21 protein-coding genes are annotated in these 26080 nt (G+C 68.0%); 17 read left to right on the forward strand and 4 right to left on the reverse strand.

All coding sequences use genetic code 11. The features are described from left to right. Positions 1 to 34: 34 nt before the first annotated feature. Entirely contained in the window at positions 35 to 1393 is a 1359-nt protein-coding gene (locus IQ292_RS08165; RefSeq protein WP_203309835.1) for a protein adenylyltransferase SelO family protein, read from the reverse strand. Positions 1394 to 1431: 38 nt separating this feature from the next. Between IQ292_RS08165 and IQ292_RS08170 the strand changes: the two genes are divergently transcribed. The 6 genes from IQ292_RS08170 (at position 1432) to IQ292_RS08190 (ending at position 7129) form a co-directional block, all read left to right on the forward strand. Further along, entirely contained in the window at positions 1432 to 2286 is an 855-nt protein-coding gene (locus tag IQ292_RS08170) for an alpha/beta fold hydrolase (protein WP_203309836.1), read from the forward strand. Positions 2287 to 2340: 54 nt separating this feature from the next. Then, a complete protein-coding gene (locus IQ292_RS08175) occupies positions 2341 to 3690 on the forward strand; it encodes a DUF418 domain-containing protein (RefSeq protein ID WP_203309837.1) in 1350 nt (449 codons plus the stop codon). A gap of 49 nt (positions 3691 to 3739) precedes the next feature. Then, the gene (locus tag IQ292_RS08180) at positions 3740 to 4876 is read left to right on the forward strand and encodes a glycosyltransferase (protein WP_203309838.1); all 1137 of its coding nucleotides are present in this window, start codon (positions 3740 to 3742) and stop codon (positions 4874 to 4876) included. A gap of 126 nt (positions 4877 to 5002) precedes the next feature. Beyond that, the gene (locus tag IQ292_RS17795; protein ID WP_275298319.1) at positions 5003 to 5137 is read left to right on the forward strand and encodes a hypothetical protein; all 135 of its coding nucleotides are present in this window, start codon (positions 5003 to 5005) and stop codon (positions 5135 to 5137) included. Positions 5138 to 5255: 118 nt separating this feature from the next. Next, positions 5256 to 6659 (forward strand): NAD(P)H-dependent flavin oxidoreductase, encoded by a 1404-nt coding sequence (locus IQ292_RS08185; protein WP_203309839.1) that lies wholly within the window; start codon positions 5256 to 5258, stop codon positions 6657 to 6659. Next, on the forward strand, positions 6656 to 7129 hold the full coding sequence (locus IQ292_RS08190; protein WP_238940923.1) for a hypothetical protein: 474 nt from the start codon (positions 6656 to 6658) through the stop codon (positions 7127 to 7129). Before IQ292_RS08185 ends, IQ292_RS08190 begins: the two co-directional genes overlap by 4 nt. A 24-nt stretch (positions 7130 to 7153) precedes the next feature. Here the strand turns inward: IQ292_RS08190 and IQ292_RS08195 are convergent, their stop codons facing one another. Further along, positions 7154 to 7351, reverse strand: a complete 198-nt coding sequence (locus tag IQ292_RS08195) for a hypothetical protein (RefSeq protein ID WP_203309840.1) — start codon at positions 7349 to 7351, stop codon at positions 7154 to 7156. Positions 7352 to 7425: 74 nt separating this feature from the next. After that, positions 7426 to 8421 (reverse strand): 2-hydroxyacid dehydrogenase, encoded by a 996-nt coding sequence (locus IQ292_RS08200; protein WP_203309841.1) that lies wholly within the window; start codon positions 8419 to 8421, stop codon positions 7426 to 7428. Positions 8422 to 8523: 102 nt separating this feature from the next. On the opposite strand from IQ292_RS08200, the gene IQ292_RS08205 reads away from it, so the two are divergent. After that, positions 8524 to 9012 carry an SH3 domain-containing protein gene (locus IQ292_RS08205; protein WP_203309842.1) on the forward strand — a complete coding sequence of 163 codons (489 nt, stop codon included), beginning with the start codon at positions 8524 to 8526 and terminating at the stop codon, positions 9010 to 9012. Between the two features lie 168 nt (positions 9013 to 9180). Here IQ292_RS08205 and IQ292_RS08210 read toward each other — a convergent pair whose 3' ends face one another. After that, positions 9181 to 10365, reverse strand: a complete 1185-nt coding sequence (locus tag IQ292_RS08210; protein ID WP_203309843.1) for an acetyl-CoA C-acyltransferase — start codon at positions 10363 to 10365, stop codon at positions 9181 to 9183. 123 nt (positions 10366 to 10488) lie between these two features. Here IQ292_RS08210 and IQ292_RS08215 point away from each other — a divergent pair, with 123 nt between their 5' ends. From IQ292_RS08215 to IQ292_RS08260, 10 genes are all read left to right on the forward strand, one after another. Then, the gene (locus IQ292_RS08215; RefSeq protein WP_238940924.1) at positions 10489 to 10758 is read left to right on the forward strand and encodes a M48 family metallopeptidase; all 270 of its coding nucleotides are present in this window, start codon (positions 10489 to 10491) and stop codon (positions 10756 to 10758) included. Further along, positions 10751 to 11506: a prepilin peptidase gene (locus tag IQ292_RS08220; RefSeq protein WP_203309844.1), complete on the forward strand. Its 756-nt coding sequence runs from the start codon at positions 10751 to 10753 to the stop codon at positions 11504 to 11506. The genes IQ292_RS08215 and IQ292_RS08220 overlap by 8 nt, the downstream gene beginning before the upstream one ends. Continuing rightward, the gene (locus IQ292_RS08225) at positions 11503 to 11928 is read left to right on the forward strand and encodes a hypothetical protein (protein WP_203309845.1); all 426 of its coding nucleotides are present in this window, start codon (positions 11503 to 11505) and stop codon (positions 11926 to 11928) included. The genes IQ292_RS08220 and IQ292_RS08225 overlap by 4 nt, the downstream gene beginning before the upstream one ends. A gap of 139 nt (positions 11929 to 12067) precedes the next feature. Continuing rightward, positions 12068 to 14251: a BamA/TamA family outer membrane protein gene (locus IQ292_RS08230; protein ID WP_203309846.1), complete on the forward strand. Its 2184-nt coding sequence runs from the start codon at positions 12068 to 12070 to the stop codon at positions 14249 to 14251. Further along, a complete protein-coding gene (locus IQ292_RS08235) occupies positions 14251 to 18495 on the forward strand; it encodes a translocation/assembly module TamB domain-containing protein (protein ID WP_203309847.1) in 4245 nt (1414 codons plus the stop codon). Before IQ292_RS08230 ends, IQ292_RS08235 begins: the two co-directional genes overlap by 1 nt. 61 nt (positions 18496 to 18556) lie before the next feature. Continuing rightward, positions 18557 to 20032 carry a flavin-containing monooxygenase gene (locus IQ292_RS08240; protein WP_203309848.1) on the forward strand — a complete coding sequence of 492 codons (1476 nt, stop codon included), beginning with the start codon at positions 18557 to 18559 and terminating at the stop codon, positions 20030 to 20032. 90 nt (positions 20033 to 20122) lie between these two features. Beyond that, the gene (locus IQ292_RS08245) at positions 20123 to 21367 is read left to right on the forward strand and encodes an HlyD family secretion protein (RefSeq protein WP_203309849.1); all 1245 of its coding nucleotides are present in this window, start codon (positions 20123 to 20125) and stop codon (positions 21365 to 21367) included. A 2-nt stretch (positions 21368 to 21369) separates the two neighbouring features. Further along, positions 21370 to 23004, forward strand: coding sequence for a DHA2 family efflux MFS transporter permease subunit (locus IQ292_RS08250; RefSeq protein WP_287978169.1), 1635 nt, complete (start codon positions 21370 to 21372; stop codon positions 23002 to 23004). Beyond that, positions 23004 to 24515, forward strand: coding sequence for an efflux transporter outer membrane subunit (locus tag IQ292_RS08255; protein ID WP_203309850.1), 1512 nt, complete (start codon positions 23004 to 23006; stop codon positions 24513 to 24515). Before IQ292_RS08250 ends, IQ292_RS08255 begins: the two co-directional genes overlap by 1 nt. Positions 24516 to 24780: 265 nt before the next feature. Then, the gene (locus tag IQ292_RS08260; protein ID WP_203309851.1) at positions 24781 to 26079 is read left to right on the forward strand and encodes an EAL domain-containing protein; all 1299 of its coding nucleotides are present in this window, start codon (positions 24781 to 24783) and stop codon (positions 26077 to 26079) included. Position 26080: the final 1 nt, after the last annotated feature.

Genomic DNA, 26080 nt, shown 5'->3' on the forward strand with positions numbered 1-26080 from the left:
GTTAGAATAAGGCCGGCATGGCGACAAGACGCCGTCATGCGTGCGCTTCGCCCATCGTGCGGATGGCGGCGACCTTCGCATGCAGGCGCGACCAGTCGTCTCCGTCGGCGATCGGAGCCCAAATCGCCTCCACCTCGTCGATCAGCATCGCGCATGGCTCGCCCCGCCAATAGGCGTGGTCGCGGGACTTGCGGGGGGCATGGGAGGCCAGCGCGGTGCGCAAATCGTCCCATTCCGGGCCATAGTCCTCCGGCAGCTTGCCGCCGAACAGATCGAAGAACAGTCTGTCGAGCGGCGCGGACGTGGCGCGCACCGCACGTTCAAACGTCTGGACCAATGCGCGATCGGCCTCAGCATCGCGCGGCAAGACCCCGATACGCCACAGCAGCGCCCTGGCGACGGCAGCCTGATACTGTGACGCGAAGGTCTGCAACGTCTCGATCAGCGGCTCGCTCTCGGCCACGAGGCGCAGCGAGGCGGCAAGCTGCATCACGTTCCAGTGGATCGCCTCCGGCTGGCGACCGAAGGCATAAAGACCCGCATGATCGAAATAGGCGGCGGTGAAGCCGGGATCCCAGGTCGGGGCGAACCGCCACGGACCATAGTCAAAGCTCTCCCCGGTGATGTTGATATTGTCCGAATTGAGCACGCCATGGACGAAGCCGGCCGCCATATAGGAGGCGGCGAGCGTCGCCGCGCGTTGCACGACCAGTTCGAGCAGACGGACGGGGTCGGCGCCGTCCTCGCGATACAGCGCCCGTAGCACGTATCCGACCAGGCGCCGCATGCCCTCCTCATCCTGGAGATAGGCGAGCCGCTGGAACGTCCCGATCCGGATATGGCCATGGCTAAGCCGCACCAGCACCGCCGATCGCGTGGGCGAGGGTTCGTCGCCGCGCGCGAGTTCCTCGCCGGTCTCGATCAGCGAGAGCGTACGGCTGGTGGGTACGTTCAGCGCCTCCAGCATCTCCGTGGCGAGGATCTCGCGCACGCCGCCCTTCAGCGTCAGCCGCCCGTCGCCGAACCGGCTATAGGGGGTCTGGCCCGACCCCTTGGTGCCCAGGTCCATCAGCCGGCCGCCGCCGTCACGCAGCTGCGCGAAGGTGAAGCCGCGACCGTCACCGATATCGGGATTGTACTGGCGGAACTGATGCCCGTGATAGCGCAGCGCGAGCGGCTGTTGCAGCGTACCGGGCAGGGGCGCGAAGCGACCGAAATGGCGGATCCATTCCTCGTCGGTAAGGCCGGCGAGTCCGACCTCGTCCGCGGCGCGGTCGTTGCGGAACCGCAGCTCGGCCGAAGGAAACGCCGCCGCCTGCACCGGATCCCAGAAGGCGTCGCCGAGATCGAGCAGGGCGGTCTCGGGGCGGTAGGCTTGCGGCGTCACGGGCATGCGTGGATATGGAGGGCGCCACTCCGGGGACGCAAGGCATGCACGCGTACGAAAACTGCTATTGGATGTCCGCGGACGGATTGAAGCTGCACTATCGGCAATATCCGGGGGACGAGAGCCGGCCGCCGATCCTCTGCTTTCCGGGGCTGACGCGCAACGCGCGTGACTATGATGCCCTCGCCGCCCGCCTGGCGGGGCGGTGGCGGGTGCTGGCGATCGATTTTCGCGGTCGCGGGCGCAGCGAATACGCCAAGGATCCGATGACCTATGTCCCGACCACCTATGTGGCGGACGTGCAGGCGCTGCTGGCGGAGCGTGGCATCGATCGTTTCGTCGCGATCGGGACCTCGCTCGGCGGGATCGTGACGATGCTGCTGGCCGCCGAAGGCGCCCGCATCGCCGCGGCGCTCATCAACGACGTCGGACCGGAGATCGACCCTGCCGGGATCGCGCGCATCCGCGGATATGTCGGCAAGGGCGGCAGCTGCCCGACCTGGATGCACGCCGCCCGTTCGATCGCGGAGACCAATGCCGACGTCTACCCCGATTTCGAGATCGAGGACTGGCTGGCCATGGCGAAGCGGCTGTACCGCCTGAACAGCGGCGGGCGGATCGTTCCCGACTACGACCTCAAGATCGCCGAGCCGTTCCGCGTCCCCGGGAACGAGCGCGGGCCCGACATGTGGGGCGCGCTCGCCAGCCTCAGGGACGTGCCGACGCTGATCGTCCGCGGCGGGCGGTCGGACGTGCTCGCGCCCGCCGTGGCGGATCGGATGGTGCAGGCGCTGGATCGCGCTGAGCTGGTGACGTTGCCCGGCATCGGCCATGCGCCGATGCTGACGGAGGAGGCGTTGCGCGATCCGATCGACCGCCTGCTCGACCGTGTGGCGTAGACACCGTCTTAGCGCAGTGGTACACTGTCGGCAGCAACGACGCGGGGGTGCGTGATGGCTGGAACGGGGGCGCCGCATGCGGCGATCGCGGGGGCGATCGAACCGGATGGTGCGCCGCGGATCGCCGTTCTCGACATGCTGCGCGGGGTGGCGATTCTCGGCATCCTGTTCATGAACGTCAACGACATGGGCGGCTCCATCACCGCTTCCGAATCCGATGTCCGGCATCTGGGCTGGACGTCCGCCGACCAGATCGCGTGGCTGGTGCGGCAGGTGCTGGTCGACGGCACGGCGCGATGCCTGCTCGAAATGCTGTTCGGCGCCGGCATGCTGATCCTGACCGACCGGATCGCGCGCTCGGGCGAGGCACGCTGGGCCGTGCTGCGTCGCTATGGCTGGCGCAATCTGATCCTCTGGGCGTTCGGCATGGCCCATATGTTCCTTCTGATGTGGCCGGGCGACATCCTGCACACCTATGCCGTCGCGGCGATGGTCGCATGCTGTTTCCGGGCGCTGCCGGCACGGTTGTTGCTGACGATCGGGCTTGCGATGACCGCGCTCAACCTGGTCGGCGGCACGATCGGAATCATCTATACGCAGGCGAGCAACGCGAAGCAGCCGATGCTGGAACGGAAGGCCGCCGCGCACGAGCGGCTGTCGACCGCAGAGACCAGGATGCTCGCCGACATGCGGAAAGCGGCGTCGGCGCGTGACCAGGCAAAGGCGGAGCGGAAAGCCGCCATCGTCGCCGAGGACGCTTATGGGCGTGGCTCGCCCGCGCAATGGGTGCGTGGACAGTGGGCGATGAATCTGCAGCGGCTGGGCCCGATGGAACTGGGGTCGATCTGGGAAGCGGCGTCGGTGATGCTGATCGGGGCCGCGCTGTTCAAGCTCGGGATCCTGCAGGGACGGCGCCGGCGCCGCGTCTATCTCGGAATGATGGCGATCGGCTGGATCGGGGGCGGGGGGCTGCGCCTGGCGGCGGCGCTCGCGATGATGCGGTTCGACGGCCAGCCGCACATCGGCTGGGCGACCTATGAGGGCGCGCGGATCCTGATGACGCTGGGCCATGTCGGCGCGATAAACCTGCTCGCGGGCTCGCGCCTGATGCGACCGTTCGTCGCCGCGGGCAGAACGGCATTGACCCTCTATGTCGTGCAGACCCTGCTCGTGTCCTGGCTGATCTTCTCGCCTCTTGGCCTCGGTCTCTATGCCCGTTTCGGCTGGGCGGAGATGATGATCCTGTCCGTCGCGGTCGACCTGTTCCTGCTGCTCGGCGCCAACCTGTACCTGCGCCATTTCCGGATGGCGCCGGTCGAATGGGCATGGCGGTCGCTCGTCGAGCGGCGGCGGCTGCCATTCCGCCACGTCGTGCCGGCGCGGCGCGGCGCCGCGCTCACCTGATCGCGGCGACGGCATGGTCGGGCGCAGGCGCAGCCGCTAAGGCATCGGCATGGCGTCTCCGATCAACATCCTGCATCTGCATTCCAGCTTCGATCTCGGCGGCAAGGAGGCGCGCGCGGTCCGGTTGATGAACGCGTTCGGCGATGCGGCGCGCCATACGATCGTATCGGGCATGCCCGACCAGCTCGGCGCGCGCGCGGCGATTGCCAGGGGCATCCGCTACGAGATCGCGCAGGATCCGCCGCCGCTGACCGGCCGTCCGTCGGTCGCGCGCTACGAGGCGCTGGCGCGCTACATGCGGCGGTTCGATCTCGTCCTGACCTACAATTGGGGCGCGATCGACGGCGTCATGGCGCGGCGCGTGTTCGGCAGGGCCATGCCGCCGCTGGTCCACCACGAGGACGGGTTCAACGCCGACGAAGCAGCGGGGCTGAAGGTCGAGCGCAACATGTACCGCCGCGTCGCGCTGCCCGCGGCGGCGGCGCTGGCGGTACCCTCCTTCGTCCTGGAGGACATCGCGCTGCGAACCTGGAAGCAGCCGCCGGCGCGCGTCCATCGCATCGCCAACGGCATTCCCACGGCGCTCTATGCCGCCAAGCCCGATCCGCGCGCCATTCCGGGCTTCGTCCGCACCGGGAAGGACGTCGTGATCGGCGCGCTGGCGGGGTTGCGGCCGGTCAAGGACCTGCCGATGCTGATACGGGCCTGTGGCGGACTTGCCGGTCGCATCCGTCTGGTCATCGTCGGCGAGGGCCCGGAGCGGGACGCGATCGCCGCGACCGCGCGGCAGATGGGCATGGACGCGACCGTCGTCCTGCCGGGTTTCCTCGAGCGACCCTATCGCTTCGTCGGTCACTTCGACATCCTCGCGCTCTCCTCGAAGAGCGAGCAGCAGCCGATCAGCGTCATCGAGGGGATGGCGGCGGGATTGCCCATCGCCAGCACCCCGGTCGGCGACGTCGCGCAGATGGTGGCCACCGAGAACGCGCCGTTCATCGCCAGGGAATCGTCCGAGATTCGGCTCCGCGACGCATTGCAGCCGCTCGTTCTCGATGCTGCGCTGCGTCGAACGGTCGGGATCGCCAACCAGGCGAAGGCACGCGCCGAATTCGACGAGGGCGTAATGATCGGCCGTTACAAGGCGTTGTACGAGGCGGTGCTCGCGCGCCCGGGCGCCCTTGGGTGATCGCGTGGCACTGGTGCACTGCAGCGACGCAATCGTTTGAATTTCGGCGATCCTGTGTTATCATGCGGGCGGCCGGGACACCCCGGGTGAACGCGAGGGCCCGGCTCCTTTTGGAGAGGATGGGCCATGACCACGATCAAGCATATGGGCGAATATGGCGTCGTCGCACTCGTCGGGGCGGCGCTGATGGTGGCTGCGACGGGCTTCGCAAAGGTTGCCGCCGATGCGGTGGTGCTACTGGGCGAGACGCTGATGCGATGATCCGCCTCGGCCGGAACGGCGGCTGCGGCGTCCCCGGCTGCGCGACGCAATTTCTTCGCATCGCCGGAACCTTTCGGATATAGGCTAGTGGTTTGTTTCCTGAGAGGTGCCGTTTCCCGTGTTCAAGGGCCTGAAGCCGATCGTCTACAATGGCCGCGAAGTCTGGCCGCTCGTCGAAGGTGGCAAGGGAGTTGCGGCGACCAACCACGCATCGGCCGGCGCCTGGGCGGCGGCGGGCGGGATTGGCACCGTCTCCGCGGTCAATGCCGACAGCTACGATCCCGACGGCAAGATCATTCCGCAGATCTACCGCGCGCTGACCCGGCGCGAGCGGCATGAGGAACTGATCGAATATGCGATCGAGGGCGCCGTTCAGCAGGTGCGGCGCGCGTTCGACATCGCCGGCGGCAAGGGCGCGATCAACATCAACGTCCTGTGGGAAATGGGCGGCGCCCAGCGCGTGCTGCACGGCGTGCTCGAGCGGACGAAGGGCCTCGTCTCCGGCGTCACCTGCGGCGCCGGCATGCCCTACAAGCTCTCCGAGATCGCAGCGTCCTACCAGGTCAGCTATCTGCCCATCGTCTCGTCGGGCCGTGCGTTCCGCGCCTTGTGGAAGCGCGCCTACTCAAAGGCCGCCGAGTGGCTGGCGGCGGTCGTCTACGAGGATCCGTGGCTCGCGGGCGGGCATAACGGCCTGTCGAACGCCGAGGATCCGCTCAAGCCGCAGGACCCCTATCCGCGCGTCAAGGAATTGCGCGAAACGATGCGCGAGGGGGGTATCCCCGACACGACCCCGATCGTGATGGCGGGGGGCGTCTGGTATTTGCGCGACTGGAACGACTGGATCGACAATCCGGAGCTGGGCACGATCGCGTTCCAGTACGGAACGCGTCCCCTGCTGACGCAGGAGAGCCCGATCCCCGAAGAGTGGAAGGCCCGGCTGACGCAGATCGAGGAGGGCGGGGTGCTCCTCCATCGCTTCTCCCCGACCGGCTTCTACTCGTCGGCGGTCCGCAATCCGTTCCTGCGCAACCTCGAGGCGCGGTCCGAGCGGCAGATCGCCTTTTCGACGCAGGAGGCGGGCGACCACGTCTTCCAGCTCGACGTCGGCGTGAAGGGCAAGAACTTCTGGGTGACGCGGGGCGATCTGCTGCGCGCGCGCGAGTGGTTCGGCGCCGGCTTCACCATGGCGTTGAAAACCCCCGACAATACGCTCGTCTTCGTCACGCTTGAGGAGGCGAAGGAAATCCGCAAGGATCAGGCGGATTGCATGGGCTGCCTATCGCAGTGCCTGTTCTCCAGCTGGGCGGACACCGAGACGAACTCGACGGGGCGTCTCGCCGACCCGCGCAGCTTCTGCATCCAGAAGACGCTTCAGGACATCGCGCACGGTGGCGACGTCGACAACAACCTGATGTTTGCAGGGCACGCGGCCTATAACTTCAAGCGCGATCCCTTCTATTCAAACGGCTTCGTGCCGACGGTGAAGCAGCTGGTCGACCGCATTCTGACGGGCGATTGATCGGGGCTGGTGATCCATCGCTGATCAAGACGCTGGCGGCGGTCGCAGACGCGATGTCGCCGGCGTTGCGGCCATGGTGGGTCATCGGCAGCGCGGCCGTCGCCTTGCATGGGGCGGATGCGGGGAAGGTCGGCGACGTCGACATCCTCGTCGATCCGTCGGACGTGGACGCGCTCTTCCGGCGCCTCGGCGTGGCGGCGCTTGACCTGCCGCCGCATCCCCTTTTCCGCTCGGAGCGCTTCGCGCGATGGGCCGTGCATCCCTTGCCGGTGGAGATGATGGCGGGATTTGCCGTCGCGACCGATGGCGGATGGCAAAGGCTTGAGCCGGCGACGCGACATGGCATCGCGGTCGATGGGCGGAACATTCACGTTCCGGCGCGAGAGGAGCTTGTCGCGATACTGCGGCGCATCGGGCGGCCAAAGGACGTGGCGCGCGCCGCTGCGCTGGAGGGGCGGGAGCCGGGTTGAGGCTGTCGGCTCCCGCCCGTCCGCTTATTTGGCGACGGTGCCCACGACCGCGCCGGCCGTCCCGCCCACGGCGGCGCCCTTTTCGACGCTGCCGCCGGTCGCCGCGGCGACCCCGGCACCGCCCACGGCGCCGATGCCCGCACCCTTGAGGGTCGAACATCCCGACAAGGCGGTGGCGGCGACGAGCAAGGCGGCCGAGGCCGCACCGAGCTTCCGGGTCATCACGATCATCCTTTCGCTGTGAACGGCGGACCGAATGCCCTGGCGCGGTCGCAGGTTCCGCAGACCGGGATACGTCAGACCCAGCCGTCGAGTACCTGATCGGGCGGGCGGTGCCCGTCCGCCCACATGCGGATGTTCTGGATGACGCGTTCCCCCGACGCCTGCCGCCCTTCGAAGGTCGCGGAACCCATGTGCGGCGTCATCACGACATTGGGCAATGCGAGCAGGCGCGGATCGATGCGCGGTTCGTGCTCCCAGACGTCCAGCCCCGCGCCGGCGAGACGGCCGGCCTCGAGCGCCTCGACCATGGCCACTTCGTCGACGATGCCGCCCCGCGACGTGTTGATCAGGTAGACGTGGGGCCGCATCAGCGCGATCCGGCGTCGATCGATCAGGTCGCGGCTGCCGTCGTTGAGCGGCGTGTGGATCGAGACGATATCCGCATGGGCCAGAAGGTCGTCGAGCTCGGCGTGGAAGATCGCGCCAAGCTCCTGCTCGACGATCGCGGGCAGGCGATGCCGGTTGTGATAGTGGACCGACAGACCGAAGGCGCGGGCCCGCCGTGCGACGGCCTGCCCAATGCGACCCATGCCCACGATGCCCAGGGTCTTGCCGCCGATGCGGTGGCCCAGCATGCCCCCGGGGCTCCAGCCGTGCCACTCGCCCGACCGGACCAGCTTCTCGCCCTCCGCCAGCCGACGCGGCACCGAGACGATCAGCGCCATCGCCATGTCCGCGGTGTCCTCGGTCAGCACGCCCGGCGTGTTGGTGACGATGATGCCGCGAGCACGCGCCGCCCTCAGCGCAATATGGTTTACGCCCGCGCCGTAATTGGCGATCAGGCGCAGCCGCGGCCCTGCCTGCGCGATCAGCGCCGCATCGATGTCGTCGGTGACGGTCGGCACCAGCACGTCGCAGTCCGCCATCCCCGCGGCCAGTGCCTCGCGCGTCATCTTGGCGTCGCCGCGATTGTTCGTCGTGTCGAACAAGGCCTCCAGCCGCGCCATCACACCCTCGGCCAGCTCGCGGGTGACGATCACCTTGGGATGGGGGCAGCGCGTGTCTGTCATCGCGATCATGGCTTGGCGGAGGGGAGCCGCCCCGTCAACGGAAGGTTGAAGCCGCCGGCATGCACGCTATGCAGGCGGCTTACAGGGAAAAGGACAGGGAAGATGCGCCTTATCGCTCTCGCCGTCGCGGCGCTCGCGATGGTCTTCGCCGACGCCGGTGCGATCGCGGCCGATACGAAGAAGGCGCCGCCGTTCTTCGGATCAATCGCGGCGGGTCGGGCGCGGATGCGGACCGGGCCCGGCCGGACCTATCCCGCCAATTGGCTCTACCAGCGCGCCGATCTGCCGGTGCGCGTGATCGCGGTCTTCAAGGAATGGCGCAAGGTCGAAGATCCCGACGGCGCGCAGGGATGGATGCTCGCGGCGCTGATCAGCGAGAGGCGGACCGCGATCGTACGCGGGTCGCAACCGATCGATATGCGCGAGCGCCCGTCGCCCGGCGCGCGGTTGATGTGGCGCGCCGAACCCGGCGTCGTCGGTCGTCTGAGCCAGTGCGGCGGCGGTTGGTGCCGCCTCGACGTCAAGGGGCAGGCGGCCTATGTCGAGACCCGGGATCTGTGGGGCATCGATCCGGGCGAAACGCTTCCCTGATTTGCGATCAGGCAAGGCCGGATAGGGACGGTAACGCTTCAGCGCCCGTGGATCAGCCGCCAGACGTAGGACCTCGCCTCAACGGACGGCAAGGGGCCGCGGTGCGAGGCGGGTGGGCCCGGTCTCCAAGAAACCGGGCCGTGCGGTGCCCTGGCGTGCCGGTCGCGCTTACAGCAGTTCCACCGCCATCGCAGTGGCTTCACCGCCGCCGATGCACAGGCTGGCGAGCCCGCGCTTCTGGCCGCTGCCCTGCAGCGCCGACAGCAGGGTCGCGAGGATGCGCGCCCCGCTCGCGCCGATCGGATGACCCAGCGCGCAGGCGCCGCCGTGGATATTGAGGCGCGCATGGTCGAGGCCAAGATCGTGCATCGCGATCATCGACACGGCGGCAAAGGCCTCGTTGACCTCGAACAGGTCGACCTGATCCTTGCTCCACCCCGCCTTTTCCAGTGCCTTCTGCATGGCGAAGACCGGCGCCGTGGTGAACAAGGCGGGCGCATGGGCGTGCGCGGCATGGCTGACGATGCGGGCGACGGGCGACAGGCCCAGCCGCTCGGCGACGCTTGCACGCGTCATCACCAGGGCGGCGGCGCCGTCCGAGATCGAGGAGGCATTGGCCGCCGTGATCGTGCCGTCACGCGAGAAGGCGGGCTTCAGCGTCGGGATCTTGGCGACATCGCCCTTCGCAGGCTGTTCGTCGAGCGAGACGGTCGTCGTACCCTTGCGGCCCGCGACCTCGACCTCGACGATCTCGCGATCGAAGGCGCCGGACGCCTGCGCCTTCTGCGCCCGATGCAGCGATTCGATGGCATAATCGTCCATCGCCTTGCGCGTGAACTGATATTCCGCGGCGGTATCCTCCGCAAAATTGCCCATCAGCTTGCCGGGTTCGTAGGCGTCTTCCAGCCCGTCGAGGTACATGTGATCGTACAGCGTATCGTGGCCGATGCGCGCGCCGCCGCGATGCTTCTTCGACAGATAGGGGGCATTGGTCATGCTCTCCATGCCGCCCGCGACGAGCAGCTCGGCCGAACCCGCGGCCAGGGCGTCGGCCCCCATGATCGCGGCCTGCATGCCCGATCCGCACATCTTGTTGACGGTCGTCGCCTCCACGTGCGTGCCGAGGCCGGCGTTGATCGCCGCCTGGCGTGCGGGTGCCTGGCCGAGCCCGGCGGGCAGCACGCAGCCCATGTAGATGCGCTCGACCGCCTCCGCCGTGACACCGGCGCGCTCCACCGCCGCACGCACCGCCGTCGCGCCCAATTCGGTGGCGGTCGCGCCCGCCAGTGCGCCCTGGAAGGACCCCATCGGCGTACGCGCGTAGGACAGGATCACGATCGGATCGGTCGACATCATTCTCTCCGGACTTTGTGTTGCTGCGCGATCTAGGCGGTCGGCAGGCGTGCCGCAACGTGCTTGATCTGGCTCAACCACGAAGTGGTCGACTTGCCGCGAACGTCGCCTAAGCCACCGACGATGGAACAGTTTGCTGAACCAATCCGGTGGTTTGCCTCGATCAGCGGCATGATCGCGGCAACGATCGTGTCGCTCGACTGGGGCAGGCGCGACACGGGTTGGGGCATGGTCCTGTTCTGCCTGTCGGCCGTCGCATGGATCGCGGGAGCGGTCTTGACCCGCGACTGGGCGCTGGGCACGCAGAACAGCGTGCTGCTGCTCATCGATCTGCTCGGCGTCTACCGGTACCTGCTGCGCGACCGCGGCGCGGCGACGGACGACGATGGCTGAGCGCTGGGTCTGGTCGATCGGACTCGGCGCGGCAGGCCTTCTTGCAGGCAGTTTCGTCGCGGCCCTGGCGGTGCGCTGGCCGGACGGACGATCGGTCATGCTCGGTCGCTCCGCCTGCGATCATTGCGGAGGGACGCTGGCGCCGCGCGAGCTGATACCGCTGGCAAGCTTCGTGCTGCAGCGTGGGCGATGCCGCCGCTGCGGCGGCAGTATCGCGCCGCTGCATCCGATCGTGGAGGCGATCGCGCTGGTGATCGGCGGCACGGCGGGCCTGGTCGCGCCGGGACTGGTCGGCATGGCGGGCGCGCTGTTCGGCTGGCTGCTGCTGGCGCTCGCGACCCTCGACCTGCGTGCCTTCTGGTTGCCGGACCGGTTGACCGGGACGCTCGCGATCGTCGGCATCGGCAGTGCGTGGCTCGCTGTGCCGCCGGATGCGACCGACCGGTTGCTGGGAGCGATCGGCGGCTATGTCTCGCTTGCGGGAATCGCGTGGTGCTATCGCGCGGTGCGCAAGCGGGACGGCATGGGCGGCGGCGACCCCAAGCTGTTCGGCGCCATCGGCCTGTGGCTGGGATGGCGGATGCTGCCGGCGGTGCTCGTGATCGCCGCCCTGATCGGACTGGGGGTAGCGCTGTTTGCGCATGTGCGCGGCCGCTCGATTGGCGCCGCAACGGCGATGCCCTTTGGCGCCCTGCTGGCAGCGGCGGCTTACCCTGCCTGGCTTGCGATGATAGGGGGGGCGCCATGATCGCGCTGCTCCTTCCGATCGCGCTTCAGGCGGTGACGCCGGCGCCGCCGATGCTCGGCCCCATCGGTCGGCAGGCGCTGCCGGCCAAGGGGTGCGCCGCCTATCTGTGGAGCATCGTGGATCGCCAGCTGGTCGCCATGGCGTCCGCGACTCCTGCCACGCTGCGCATCGCGCCGGAGGGCAAGGTCGCCGATCTGGCCAAGGTCGGGGAGGCCGGGGTCGGCGACCTGGGCTTCGCGGCATCGACCAGCTATCGGGCGGGCGACATGACCGCGACGCTCGACCTGACGATCGTCCGGCAACAGGCGTTGACCGACGGCGCCCGCGTCGGATCCGCGACGCTGCGCATCGACCGGCCCGGCCAGGACAGCGTCATCCTGCCGCTCGCGGGCCTCGTCGGCTGTGCGCATGCCGCGCCCTGATCGTCGCGCGGACGCGGCGCACGGCCCGTCGCGAAAAGCCTGACCCGCCTGCAACCATATGCCTGTCGTTACGTTTGCCGTACGATCGGGGTGAGTCGAACGCGAACGCTCCAGGCGTAGCAAAGGGGGTCGTTCGCGCGTGTCGGGAGTTTCGGGAAGACATTTCTGGCTGGCGGCCGCGCTGCTGGCAGGGTCGCCGGCGTCGGCGCAGTTGTCGCAGCAGCAAGGTCGCGCGCCCGCCAAGGGTCCAGATGCGCCAAAGTCGCAGACCCCACCCGAGGAAGGCCAGGCCGCCGATCCCAAGGGCGATGCACCCATCGTTCCCGACGCGACGTTCAATGCCGCCCTGCCGCCGCTGAGCGGCGACATCAACGCGCCGCTCGAACCGATGCCGGTCCTCCCTGCGTCGCCCGGTACGACCGCCGCGCCCCAGACGGGTACGCGTCCCGCCGAGGGCGCCGGAGCGGCCGAGGCGCTGCCGCCCCCCACCGCCGAGAACCCGGAGCTGGCCCAGCCACTGGTGCCGCTGTCGAGCTTCGATTCGACGCCCCTGCAGACGGCGGCCGACCTCAAGGACGCGGCGGCCCCGCAGATCCGGTACGACACCGTCCTCAAGGGACTGGAGGGCCTGAACCTCGAGTCCGAGTTCAAGTCGCTGTCGGCGCTGCGCGATGGCGGCGGCAAGGCCGCGAACGCGACGCAGGTCGCCGCACGGGCGCGCGAGGATGAGGCGCTCGCGGTGCGGCTGATGAAGTCGCTGGGCTATTACGACGGGACGGCGATATCGACGATCGAACCGATCGCAGGCGAGGCCGGCCGTCTTCGTGCCACGGTAAGCGCAACGCCGGGACGGCTCTATCGGCTGTCGTCGGTTGCGGTGAAGGCCGACCCTGTCGTGCCGGCCGACCTCATCACGCACAATCTGCCGCTCAAGATTGGCGATCCGATCGAAGCGGCGCGCATCCAGGGCGCAGAGGCCAATGTCAGCCTGGTGCTGCCGCAGCAGGGCTATCCCTTCGTCAAGGTCGGCGAGCGGGACATCCTGCTCGACGACCAATCGGAGAAGGCGACGGGTGCCTATACGCTGCCGGTGGATACCGGGCCGCGCGCCACCTTCGGACAGCTGACGACGACCGGCGACGCGGTCTTCGGGCTCGATCATCTCAATGTCTTCCCGCGCTTCAAGCAAGGGGACCTTTACGATGCGCGCAAGACCGACGACCTGCGCGACGCGCTGGTCGCCACCGGCCTGTTCCGCGGTATCGCGGTGACGCCCGAGCGGACCGGTCGCCCGGGGCCGGACGGCACCGAGCAGGTCGACCTGCTCGTCCGCCAGACGGAAGGGCCCGCGCGCAGCCTTGGCGGCACGGTCGGCTATTCGACCGGCCAGGGCTTCCGCGCCGAAGGCACCTGGACGCATCGGAACCTCTTCCCCCCCGAGGGCGCGCTTATCGCCAGCGTGATCGCCGGCACGCAGGAACAGGGCCTGTCAGGCACGTTCCGCCGCTCGAACGCAGGCAAGCGCGACAGGACCTTCCAGATCATCGCGTCTGCGAACCGCAACAGCTATGACGCCTATGAGGCGTTCACCGGCACGCTCGGGGTCCGGTGGAGCTACGACTCGACGCCGATCTGGCAGAAGCGGATCACCTATGCCTATGGCGGCGAGCTTGTCGGCACCAATGAGAGCGTGTGGGACTTCACGCGCAACGAACGTGTCCGCCGGACCTATGGCATCGTCGCATTGCCGAGCCAGGTGCAGTGGGACACGTCCGACAGCCTGCTCAACCCGACGCGCGGCTATCGGCTGAAGCTCAATCTCAGTCCCGAGACGTCCGTTCAGGGCAAGGTGAGCCCCTATGCCCGCACGATGGTGGAGGCGACCTTCTATTATCCTCTGTCTACCTCGCTGACGCTGGCGGGTCGCGCCCGCGCCGGGTCGATCTTCGGCATCGCGCGGGACGATCTGGCGCCGTCGCGGCGCTATTATGGCGGGGGCGGCGGCTCCGTGCGCGGCTACGGCTTCCAGCGGCTGGGGCCGCTCGATCCGCAGGGCAATCCGGTCGGCGGTCGCTCGCTCAACGAATTCGCGGTCGAGGCACGCTATCGCTTCGGCAATTTCGGCATCGTGCCGTTCGTCGACGCCGGCAACAGCTACGCCTCGGTCTTTCCCACCGCCTCCGACCTGCGCTTCGGCGCCGGCATCGGCGGCCGGTTCTACACCAATTTCGGTCCGCTGCGGCTCGACGTCGCCACCCCGCTCAATCCGCGCAAGGGTGACGGAAAGGTCGCGCTGTACATCTCGATCGGACAGGCCTTCTGATGGTGGACGAGACGCAAGCCGAGGCGCCGCGAACCGTCGTCATCCGCCGTCCGCTGCGGCAGCGCATCGTGAAATGGATCGGCGTCGCGATACTCGGCCTGCTGCTGCTGGTCGCGATCGTGGTGTTCGGGATCAATACCGATCCCGGCCGACGCTTCGTCGCCAATCGCATCGGCGGCTACACCACCGCATCGGGCCTCAGCATCAAGGTCGGGCGGATCGACGGCTCGCTCTACGGGCAGATGGTGCTCAGCGATGTGCGCGTCTCCGATCCGAAGGGCGTCTTCCTCACCAGTCCCAAACTCAGCGTCGACTGGCGGCCATTCGCATTCGCGCGCAATCACGTCGACGTCCGCGCGCTGTCGACGGACCTGGTCACGCTGGCCCGTCGACCGGCGCTCAAGGCGACGCCGCCGAGTCCCCAGAACCAGCCGCTGCTTCCGGATCTCGACATCGACGTGAACCGGCTGCACATCGGCCGGCTGGTGCTGCAAAAGCCGGTGACCGGCCAGACGCACATCGTCGGTATCGACGGATCGGTCCATATCGCCGACCGTCGTGCGCAGCTCGTCGCCGACGCCGCCGCACTGCGTGGACCAGGCGTCGCCGGCGGCGATCGCCTTCGGCTCAGGCTGGACGCGGTGCCCGACAAGGACAAGCTGGACGTCGACCTCAAGCTTGCGGCTCCCGTCGGCGGCGTCGTCGCGACCATGGCCTCGCTCAAGGCGCCTCTCGCGGTCAGCGTCGGCGGCCGCGGCAGCTGGGCGTCGTGGCAGGGGCGTGCCGCCGCCACGCTGGGTCAGGGGCAGCTGGCCGACCTGGGCGTGACCGCGCGAAACGGGCACATCGCGGTGCGCGGCTACGCGACGCCCGGCCTGTACCTGCAAGGCCCCGTCGAGCGCCTGACCTCGCCGCGGCTCGATCTGGCGATCGACACGACGCTCGACCAGCGGCGGGCCGACACGCGGCTGACCGCCCGATCGCGGGCGCTTGCACTGGAAGCCGGTGGCATTCTGGACCTCGCGAACAGCCGTTTCGGCAATTTCGCGGTCGACGCACGGTTGCTTACGCCCGGCGCGATCGCGCCGAACCTCAACGGTCGCGACGTCCGCGCGCGCGTGGTGCTCGATGGCGCCTTCGCGACGCCGACCGTCAACTACAAGATCAGCGGCGCGTCGATCGGGTTCGGCACGACCGTGGTGCAGGACGTCTACGCCGAGGGTCTGGCGCGGGTGAACGCCGACAGGATCCTCGTTCCCGTGCAGGCGCGTGCCCGCCGGGTCACGGGGCTGAACGCGGCCGTCGGCGGCCTGACGAACAACGTGCGCATCGCAGGCGATTTCGCGATCTCGATGCCCAATATCCTGTCGGACAATCTGCGCATCCGCTCCGATAATATCGACGCGACGGCCGTCGTCGTCGCGAACGTCAGCACCGGCCGTTACACCGGCGCGCTGAAGGGGCGGATCAACAATTATCGTGTCGAAAGCATCGGGATCATAAACCTGACGACCGATGCGCGGCTCGTGCCGGGGCCGAGCGGTGGCTTCGGCGTCACCGGGCGTGTGGTCGCGCGCACGCAGCAGCTGTTCAACACCGGCGTGCGGTCCTTCCTGGGCGGCAATGCGATCGTGCGCGCCGACATCGGCTACAGTCCCGAAGGCATCGTGAGCTTCCGCAACGTACGGCTGAACGCGCCACAGTTCCGCGTCACCCGCGGCGAGGGCAGGTTCGATCCCGCCAACGGTGCCCTGCTGGTCAACGCCGACGCCTATTCCAGCCAATATGGCCCACTCTCCGCTCGCGTGACCGGCAGCGCCACCAACCCCGTGGTCCTGTTGCACGCGGCACGTCCCGGCGTCGGCATCGGCCTGGTCAATCTCGATGCGCGGGTCGTGGGTCGCGACGGGGCCTATGCCGTCACGGCGAAGGGCGGGACCAATTACGGCCCGTTCACCGCCGACGTGCTGGTGCGACCGAGCCCGAGGTTGACGGTGGACGTCCGCAGTCTTGTCCTGGCCGGGATCACCGCGCGGGGGCAGATCGCCGCGACGCCGCGGGGTCCGTTCGCAGGCCTACTGACCTTCGCCGGTCGCGGAATCAGCGGAACGGTGCGTCTAGCGGACCAGAACGGCGTCCAGCGCGCCGATATCAACGGCCGCGCCTATAATGCGACGATCCCCGGCGCGGCCGATTTCACGATCGCGCGCGCGCTCGTCAGCGCCAGCGTCGTCCTCTACCCGAAGGCGCCGCAGGTGATCGCGGACGTCCAGGTCGCGGATACCCGCTATAATGCGTTCGTCATCGAGGCGATGCGCGCCAAGGTGAACTACACCGGCGGACGCGGCACCGCGCAGGCGCTGCTGACCGGATCGAGCGGCGTGCCGCTGCGCGTCGCGCTCAACGCGCGGTTGTCGCCCGGCGACTACCTGGTGGCGTTGCAGGGGCAGGCCAACGGCATCCCGTTCCGCACCGGCAACCCGGCGCGGATCACGCAAGGTCGGCAAGGCTATGCGCTGGCACCGACGCGCATCGATTTCGGCCAGGGCCCGAACGCCGGCGCGGCCCGCCTCGCGGGATCCTATGGTGGCGGGGTGACGGCGGCGCAGATGCGGCTCGACCGGATGAACCTGTCGATCCTGTCCGCCTTCGTTCCGAACCTCGGCCTGTCCGGAGCCGTGAGCGGCAGCCTCGACTACCGGCAGCAAGGTGCCGCCATCCCGCAGGCGGACGCGCGGCTGACCGTCGCCAACTTCCAGCGCACCGGCATCGCCGCAGTCTCGGAGCCCGTCGACATCCAGTTCGTCGGTCGCCTCCTGCCCGACGGGGGCGAAGCGCGCGCGCTGGTCAGGCGCGGCACAATGACGGTCGGCCGGATGCTCGCGACGCTGCGTCCGCTGCCGCCGGGCGAAGGATCGTGGACGACGCGTCTGATGCAGGCGCCGCTTGCCGGCGGCTTGCGGTACAACGGTCCGGCGGCGGTGCTGTTCAGCCTGGCGGCTCTGCCGGGACAACAGCTGACGGGTCCAATCGCGGTCGCCGCGGACTTCTCCGGACGTGTCGCAGCACCGCAGCTCAATGGTCTGATCCGAGCCGATAATCTTACCTATGATAACGAGACATACGGCACGCGCCTGTCGCAGATGAAGATCGCGGGGCGGTTCAGCAACGACCGGCTCGAGCTCACCAGCCTGACCGCGCGCGCAGGCGACGGCAGCGTGCAGGCCCAGGGCAGTGTCGGCCTGGCATCGGACAGCGGCTTCCCCATCGACGTCACCGCGCGTCTCGACAATGCGCAGCTCGCCAAGAGCGATGCACTCGCGGCGAAGACGTCGGGCACGATCCGCTTCACGAACAGCAAGGACGGCGCGCTGCTCAAGGGCGACTTGACCGTCCCGGATGCCCGCTACCAGATCATCCGCCAGGGCGCCGCCGAGGTTCCCGAGCTGACGGGGGTTCGCCGCAAGAGCGAAATCCGTGTCGCGCGGCCGACCGACCGACCGGCGGCCCCGCCAAAGCCTGCGATGCTGGTCAAGCTCGACCTGCGGGTGCGCGCGCCCAACCAGCTCTACGTTTCCGGCATGGGGCTCGAATCGGAATGGTCGATGGACCTGCGGATCGGCGGCACGTCGGCCGCGCCGACGATCAGCGGCGGCCTCGACCTGATCCGGGGTACCTATTCGTTCGCGGGCAAGCGTTTCGACGTCAGCCGCGGCACCATCCGCTTCCGCGGCGGTGCGCTGACCGATCCGGACATCAACATCCAGGCGACGACGACCACCAACGGCATCACCGCAGTGATCAACATCACCGGTACGGGCCAACGCCCGCAGATCGCCTTCACCTCGACGCCCGCACTGCCGCAGGACGAGGTGCTGAGCCGCCTGCTGTTCGGCACCAATCCGGAAAACCTGTCCGCCATCGAGGCGATCCAGCTGGCGAGCGCGCTCAATTCGCTGCGCGGATCGGGCGGTGGGGGGCTCAATCCCCTGGGCAAGCTGCGCTCGGCGGTGGGCTTCGATCGGTTGCGCGTGCTCGGCGCGGATCAGGCGAGCGGTCGGGGCACCAGCCTCGCGGCGGGCAAGTACCTGACCGACAACATCTATGTGGAGGTGGTGACGGATGCGCGCGGGTTCACCGCGACGCAGCTGGAGATATCGCTGACCAAGTCGCTCAGCATCCTGACCTCGACGGGCTCGTTCGGCGGATCCGACGTACGTCTCAAATATTCGCGGGACTATTGAGCGCGGGACGGGATAGTTGCATCCTGCCACTGACAAAAGTGTCAGCGAGAGGGTTAGGCGTATGGCGGAGCATGTCGATGTCGTGATCGTCGGTGCCGGCCTGTCCGGCGTCGGCCAGGCCTATCACCTGCAACGGCGCTGTCCCGATCGTCGCTACGTCATCCTGGAGGGACGGGCGGCGATGGGCGGCACCTGGGACCTGTTCCGCTATCCCGGCATCCGCTCCGACAGCGACATGCACACCCTCGGCTTTGCGTTCCAGCCGTGGACGGAGGCCAAGGCGATCGCCGACGGCCCATCGATCCGCCGCTATATCGAGGCGACCGCGCGCGAGCATGGGATCGACCGGAACATCCGCTACCGCCATCACGTGCGTTCGGCGTCCTGGTCGACGCCGGATGCCCGCTGGACGGTGGAGGCGACGGGACCCGACGGGCAGCCCGTGACGATCACCTGCGACTTCCTGTGCATGTGCTCGGGCTATTATGATTATGCACGCGGGTATGCGCCCGATTTCCCGGATCAGGAAAGCTTCGCGGGCACAATGGTGCATCCGCAATTCTGGCCGGAAGACCTTGATTATGCCGGCAAGCGTGTCGTCGTGATCGGCAGCGGCGCGACGGCGGTGACGCTGGTGCCGGAGATGGCGAAGACAGCGGCGCAGGTGACGATGCTGCAGCGTTCGCCCACTTACGTGGTGTCGCGGCCGGCACAGGATGCCGTCGCCAACTGGCTCCGCGCGCGGCTACCGCGCAAGGCGGCCTATGGCATCACGCGGTGGAAGAACGTCCTGCTCGGCATGCTCTTCTATCGGATCGCGCGAAAGCGGCCCGAGAAGTTCAAGCAGCGGCTGATCGGCATGGTGCGCGATCATCTGGGACCCGATTATGATGTGGGTACCCATTTCACGCCGCGCTACAATCCCTGGGACCAGCGGCTGTGTCTGGTTCCCGACGCCGATCTGTTCGAGGCGATCAAGCAGGGGCGCGCCTCCGTCGTCACCGGGACGATCGACCGTTTCGTCGCGGACGGCATTCGCCTGTCGTCGGGCGAGACGCTGTCGGCCGATATCGTCGTCACGGCTACCGGGCTGCAGTTGCAACTGCTGAGCGACGTGGTCTTCTCGCTCGACGGGCGACCGATCGATCTGTCGAAGGCGGTCCAGTACAAGGGCATGATGTTTTCCGACGTGCCGAACCTTGCCTATACCTTCGGCTATACCAATGCGTCCTGGACGCTGAAGGCCGATCTCGTGGCCAATTACGTCTGTCGGCTGCTCAACACGATGAAGCGCCGCGGCCTGCGCCAGGCGACCCCGCGGATCGCCGACCCCGCGATGGCCCGTGCCCCCTTCGTCGACTTCACATCGGGCTATGTCGCGCGGGCCGCGCATTTCCTGCCCAAGCAGGGCACGCGCAAGCCATGGCGGCTCAATCAGAATTATGCGCTCGACGTGGTGGCGCTGCGCTTCGGGTCGGTGGACGACGAACTGGAATTCTCCAATCCGGTGCCCGCCGGCGATGCGCGTGCGGCGTGAAGCGGCTCCGCGGCACTTTTCGGGTGCTCCTGCGTCTTAGCGCATGTTAACACGCGGGCAACAAAACCGCGGGGGTCAAAAGGGGCCGGCATGAGCGAAAACGAACCGCGCGACGAGGCGCAGTCCGATACCTCGGACGCGCGGCGCGAAGACGAGGGCAAGGCGCACGGCTCTCGCGAGCGTAAGAGCGAGGACGAAGACAAGGACGACGACAGCGGTTCGGGCGATGGCGGGTCCGAAGACGGCGATTCCGACGAAGAGGATGCGCAGGACGGCGACGAAAAGAAGAAGCCTTCGATCTTCAAGAAGCCGCTGTTCTGGATCATCCTGATCGTCGTCGTCTCGGCGCTCGTGATCGGGGGCACGCTCTATTACCTCCATGCTCGCCAGTTCGAGAGCACGGACGACGCCTTCGTCGACACGCACATCGTGCGCATCTCCGCCCAGTCGCCGGGACGGCTCGTCCAGGTCGCCAATCTCGACAATCGGCACGTGGAGGCCGGTCGCCTGCTGGCGGTGATCGAGCCGTCGGGTCCGGAGGCGCAGGCGGCGGAGGCGCGCGCCAATGTCGTGCAGGCGCAGGCGCAGGTGCAGCAGGCACTCGCGCAGGTGTCCGCCGCGATCGCCAATCGCGAGCAGGCCGCCGCCGCAGCGCGCGTGCCCCTGGCGCAGGCGCAGAAGGCGCAGGCCGATCTGTCCCGATACGAGACACTGCTCCGCCTCGATCCCAATGCGGTCGCGGGCCAGCAAATCGATCAGGCGCGCACCCAGGCGCGGGCCACGGCAGCCGACGCCGCGGCCGCACGCCGCCAGGTCGCGGCGGCGGAGGCGCAGGTCACCGTCGCCACCCGTCAGGTCAAGTCGGCCGAAGCGGTCGTCGGGGCGCGACAGGCGCAGGTGTCGCAGGCGAACACGACGCTCGGCGATCTGCAGATCAGGGCGCCCGTCCCGGGACAGGTGGTGAACCGTCAGGTCAATCTCGGCTCCTACGTCCAGGCGGGGTCGCAGCTGCTGGCGATCGTCCCCGACCGGATGTGGGTTACCGCCAATTTCAAGGAAACGCAGCTGACGCTGATGCGCATCGGTCAGCCGGTGACGATCAAGGTCGACGCCTATCCTGACGTCAAGTTCGTCGGCCGGGTCGATTCGATCCAGCGCGGCGCGGGCCAGGCCTTCGCGCTGCTGCCGCCACAGAACGCCACCGGCAATTACGTCAAGGTCGTGCAGCGCGTCCCCGTGCGCATCCTGTTCGACGTGTCCAATGGCCATCCGGATCCGCGCCGTTACCCGATCGGGCCGGGCATGTCGGTGGTGCCGACCGTCAAGGTTCGCTGAGCGTGGCCAAGACGGGCACCGCGAAGGGCGGGGGCAAGAGCAAGGGGGGCGGCGGTGCGGGCGAATGGAGCCCCAGCCGCTCCGCCGCCGGACGCTATTCCCCGTGGCTGATCGTCGCGATCATCTCGATCCCGACGTTCATGGAAGTGCTCGACACGTCGATCGCGAACGTCGCGCTCGACCATATCGCCGGGGGCCTGTCGGTATCCAACGACCAGGCGACCTGGGTGCTCACCAGCTACCTCGTCGCCAATGCGATCATCATCCCGATCTCGGGCTGGCTGTCCGACGCGATCGGACGCAAGCGCTATTTCCTCATCTCGATCGCATTGTTCACGCTGTCGTCGCTGCTGTGCGGCCTTGCCCCGAACCTGTCGACGCTGGTGCTGGCGCGCGTGTTGCAGGGGGTCGGCGGCGGCGGCCTTGCGCCCGTGGAGCAGTCGATCCTCGCCGACACGTTTCCGCCCGCCAAGCGAGGCATGGCCTTCGCCGCCTTCGCGATCGTCGTCGTGGTCGGTCCGGTCCTGGGACCCACGTTGGGCGGCTATATCGTCGAATATTCGACCTGGCACTGGGTGTTCCTGATCAACGTGCCCGTCGGCATCGCCGCCTGGTTCCTGGTCGAGGTGTTCGTCGACGAGCCCGAACAGGTGCAGAAGGACCGCAAGGAGAAGTTCAAGAACGGCCTGCGCATCGACTATGTCGGTGTGGCGCTGGTCGCCCTCGGGCTCGGTTTCCTGGAAATCACCTTCGACCGTGGCGAGCGGGAGGACTGGTTCTCGAGCCCGCTGATCCTGGGCTCGGCCATCATATCGGCGACCGCGCTGATCTCGCTCATCGTGTGGGAGCTCAACCACGACGATCCGGTCGTCGACCTGCGCCTGCTCAAGAACCGCAACTTCGCGCTGACGATCGGCGTCATGGCGATCACCGGCATGATCCTGTTCGGCACGACGCAGCTCATTCCGCAGATGCTGCAACAGGTGCTCGGCTATTCCTCGCTCGACGCCGGCCTCGCGCTGACCGCGGGTGGTCTTGCCACATTGGTCGCCGTTCCCTTCGCGGGCAGGCTCGCGGGCGTCGTCGACGTGCGCTTTTTGTTGTTTCCCGCGCTGATCGTGCAGGCGGCGGCGCTGTGGAACATGTCGCATCTGACCGCCGACATCACCTTCTGGGACGCCGCCACCGCCCGCCTCTACCAGGCCATGGCGCTGCCGTTCCTCTTCGTGCCGATCAACGCGATCGCCTATGTCGGCCTTCGGCAGAACCAGACCGCGCAGGCGTCCAGCCTGTTGAACGTCGCGCGCAATCTTGGCGGGACGATCGGCATCAGCCTGTCCCAGACCCTGTTGTCCAACGGCTTGCAGAAACATCAGAGCGAGCTGGTCCAGCCGCTCAACCCCCTCGACCCCAATTACAACCAGTGGCTGGCCACCGCCGGCAAGGCCTTCGCGGGCCAGGGCGATCCGTCCACCACGCCGCTCGCCGTCCTGTACAGCCAGGTCCAGCGACAGGCTTCGATGCTCGCCTTCCTCGACGTGTTCCGCACGCTGATGATCGTCGTGCTCGTGGTCGCGCCGCTGGTGCTGTTCATGCGTGCCAACAAGACGGGCCAGGCCCCGCAGGGAGGACATTGATGCGCCGGTCGACCTCGATCGCGCTCGCGGCGCTGCTCGGCGGCTGCACCGTCGGGCCCGACTATACGCCACCCAAAGCGGAGGTGCCGAATGCGTTCGTCGGACCGCAGGCGGCTGCCAGTACCATGGACTTGTCGCAATGGTGGCGCGCGTTTGGCGATCCGCGGCTGGACAGCCTGATCGCGCGCGCGCTCAAGGACTCGCCCGACATCGCGATCGCTGCGTCCCGCGTGCGCGCCGCGCGATTGCAGGAGATCGCCGCCCGCGCGCAGGGCCTGCCGCAGGTCAATGCCAGCGCCAACGTGACGCATGTCGAGTTCAGCAAGAACGCGGGCTTCTCCTCGCTCGCGCGGCTGTTCGGGGGCCAGTCGGGCGGCGGCGCCGGTGGCGGCGGCAGCTCCGGTGCCGGTTCGGGATCGAGCGGTGGCATCGCCTTGCCGGGCAGCGGCATCACGACCTATGCGGCCGGCTTCGACGCGAGCTGGGAACTCGACGTGTTCGGGGGTGTCCGCCGACAGGTGCAGGGCGCCGTCGCACGGACGGTAGCCGCGGAGTGGAGCCGGCGCGACGCCGCCACGATGATCGCGGGCGAGGTGGCCCAGGCCTATTTTGCGCTCCGCTTCGACGAGCAGCAGATCGCGATCGTCGAGGCCGAGCTTGCACGGCAACGCGGCGCGCTGAAGATTGCCGGCGATGTCGCACGCGTCGGACTGGTGCCGCCGATCGACGTCACCCGCCAGCGAGGGACGATCACGAGCACGGAGGCGCGGCTGCTACCGATCCGGGCGGATATCGCGGTGCGCCGCCACGCCCTCGCGCTACTGCTCGGCCAGTCGCCAGGATCGCTCGATGCCGCACTGGCGGCGCCGATCCCGGCGGCGCTGCCACCCGTGCCGGCGATTCCTGCCGGGCTTCCGTCCGACCTGTTGCGACGGCGGCCCGACGTCCGCGCGGCAGAGCGCAATCTCGCGGCCGCGACGGCGGACATCGGCGTGGCGGTGGCCGATCTCTACCCGCGGTTCAGCCTGACCGGCATGGCGCAGCTGATCTCGACCGCGCTCTCCAACCTCTTCAGCGGCGACAGCCTCCAGTTGACCGGCACGGGCGCCGCACAATTCCCGCTGCTCGATTGGGGCCGCCGCAAGGCGACCGTGGGCATCCGCAAGGAGGCGCGGGAGCAGGCCTATCTGCAATATCGGCAGACCGTGCTGCAGGCCTTGCGCGACGTCGAGGACGCCTTGGTCGCCATCGACGCGGAGCGTAGCCGGCGTGTTGTCCTGACACGCGCGGTGGCGGATGCGGAGGCCAGCGTGCGGGCGACATCCGCACAATATCAGAGCGGCTTCGTCGCGCAGGACGCCGTGCTGAATACCGAAGCGCAATTGCTGTCGGCGCGGGAACAGGTGGCGATGAGCGATGCGCAGCTACGCCAGCAGACGGTGGCGTTGGCGAAGGCGCTGGGGGGCGGCTGGGACCAGTCGGAGGACCAGCCGGAAGTTGCTCGGCACTGACGGCCGACCTGGCGGTATTGCAGAATTCCAGACAACCGGCCCGGGCGCCCGATGAGGGGGTCCCGGGCCGATCTATACGATTACCAGGGCTTGATATCGATCCCGATGACCGCCTTGATGATGAGCGCCAGCATGGTTTTTCTCCCTTATGGTGCGACCAGAGGCCGCACCACGATAGTTAATGGAAGATTTACCATTTTACAATCCGCTGCGTCTTTCCTTGATTAACGCTATCTTAGGGGGCGGCGCATAGGGCGGGAGGGTGATGATCCCTGCAGAGCGCCTCGTCGCCCCGGTCGGACCCGTCGAATCCTCCGTCACCACGGAGCGTGACGCGATCCACTGTCACCTGCTGGTCGAGCTCGCCAATTTCGGCGCGCTGCGCCGGCGCCTGGGCTGTATCCGAGCCGATCTGCTGGCGGGTCTCGCGGCGGAACGTCTCGGTCGGCTCCTGCCGACCGCGAGCGTAGCGAAGGTGGGGCCATCGCTCGTGATGTGCCAATTCCGGGTCAGCGATGTCGCGGACTGCGATCGTCGTATCGCGGCGATCGAAGCGGGCTTCGTCCGCCACTTCATCATCGACGAAATGTCCGTGCGGATCGAGCTGACCTTCGGTGCCGCCAGCGGTCCGACCTGCGTCGACGACGTCGCGCTGGTCGAGCAGGCCGAGGCCGCACTGGCGGAGGCGCGGACCGCCTATCGCGCGGTGCGTCACGACGTTGCGCCCCGCGCGCAGGGCGACATCGTCCGCATCGCGCGTGAGCTCGATCACGCCATCGACGCGGACGAACTGATGCTGATGTATCAGCCCAAGGTCCACGTCCGGCGGCAGGAAATCACCAGTGCCGAAGCGCTTATTCGCTGGCGGCACCCCGAGCGCGGTCTGGTCATGCCGGGCGACTTCGTCCCGGTCGCGGAACAATGCCAGCTGATCGACCGCATGACGCTCTGGACGATTCGCCGGGTGATCGACGATCAGGCGACCCTGGCCGCGCGGGGACATGCGCTCCGCCTGTTCATCAACATATCGGGTCAACTGCTGGGCGACGCCGCCTTCGTGGAGGAAGCCTGCCGTCTCGTCGGTGCGAGCGACGCGAAGCTCGGCTTCGAGATCACCGAAACCTCGGTGATCCGCGATCCGGAAAGCGCCATCGCGAACCTGCAGCGCTTCGCGGATTTCGGCATCACGATCGCGATCGACGATTATGGCGCGGGCTTGTCGTCGCTCGCCTATCTCAAGCAGCTGCCCGCACGCGAGCTGAAGATCGACAAGTTGTTCGTGACGCAGCTGACAAGTTCCAACCGCGATCCGCTGATCGTTCGGTCGACGATCGACCTGGCCCATGCGCTGGAAATGGAAGTGGTGGCGGAGGGCGTCGAGACGCACGCCGCGCTGGCGCTGCTGACGGTCATGGGCTGCGACATGGTGCAGGGCTATCTCATCAGCCGCCCCGTACCCCTCGATGCCCTCGTCACCTATCTGAACGAGGGGGCGCATCGCCGGCCCGGACCTGATCCGCTGACCATGTTCGGGGGACTGAATTCGGTCAGGCGTGAGGCATAGG

Origin of the sequence: Sphingomonas beigongshangi (assembly GCF_016820445.1) — a bacterium.
GTDB lineage: Bacteria > Pseudomonadota > Alphaproteobacteria > Sphingomonadales > Sphingomonadaceae > Sphingomonas > Sphingomonas beigongshangi.

Coding starts and splice junctions, on each gene's coding strand:
- IQ292_RS08165 (WP_203309835.1), bottom strand. CDS start 1,393: ATGCCCGTGACGCCGCAAGCCTACCGCCCCGAGACCGCCCTGCTCGAT.
- IQ292_RS08170 (WP_203309836.1), top strand. CDS start 1,432: ATGCACGCGTACGAAAACTGCTATTGGATGTCCGCGGACGGATTGAAG.
- IQ292_RS08175 (WP_203309837.1), top strand. CDS start 2,341: ATGGCTGGAACGGGGGCGCCGCATGCGGCGATCGCGGGGGCGATCGAA.
- IQ292_RS08180 (WP_203309838.1), top strand. CDS start 3,740: ATGGCGTCTCCGATCAACATCCTGCATCTGCATTCCAGCTTCGATCTC.
- IQ292_RS17795 (WP_275298319.1), top strand. CDS start 5,003: ATGACCACGATCAAGCATATGGGCGAATATGGCGTCGTCGCACTCGTC.
- IQ292_RS08195 (WP_203309840.1), bottom strand. CDS start 7,351: ATGACCCGGAAGCTCGGTGCGGCCTCGGCCGCCTTGCTCGTCGCCGCC.
- IQ292_RS08200 (WP_203309841.1), bottom strand. CDS start 8,421: ATGACAGACACGCGCTGCCCCCATCCCAAGGTGATCGTCACCCGCGAG.
- IQ292_RS08205 (WP_203309842.1), top strand. CDS start 8,524: ATGCGCCTTATCGCTCTCGCCGTCGCGGCGCTCGCGATGGTCTTCGCC.
- IQ292_RS08210 (WP_203309843.1), bottom strand. CDS start 10,365: ATGTCGACCGATCCGATCGTGATCCTGTCCTACGCGCGTACGCCGATG.
- IQ292_RS08215 (WP_238940924.1), top strand. CDS start 10,489: ATGGAACAGTTTGCTGAACCAATCCGGTGGTTTGCCTCGATCAGCGGC.
- IQ292_RS08220 (WP_203309844.1), top strand. CDS start 10,751: ATGGCTGAGCGCTGGGTCTGGTCGATCGGACTCGGCGCGGCAGGCCTT.
- IQ292_RS08225 (WP_203309845.1), top strand. CDS start 11,503: ATGATCGCGCTGCTCCTTCCGATCGCGCTTCAGGCGGTGACGCCGGCG.
- IQ292_RS08235 (WP_203309847.1), top strand. CDS start 14,251: ATGGTGGACGAGACGCAAGCCGAGGCGCCGCGAACCGTCGTCATCCGC.
- IQ292_RS08240 (WP_203309848.1), top strand. CDS start 18,557: ATGGCGGAGCATGTCGATGTCGTGATCGTCGGTGCCGGCCTGTCCGGC.
- IQ292_RS08245 (WP_203309849.1), top strand. CDS start 20,123: ATGAGCGAAAACGAACCGCGCGACGAGGCGCAGTCCGATACCTCGGAC.
- IQ292_RS08255 (WP_203309850.1), top strand. CDS start 23,004: ATGCGCCGGTCGACCTCGATCGCGCTCGCGGCGCTGCTCGGCGGCTGC.
- IQ292_RS08260 (WP_203309851.1), top strand. CDS start 24,781: ATGATCCCTGCAGAGCGCCTCGTCGCCCCGGTCGGACCCGTCGAATCC.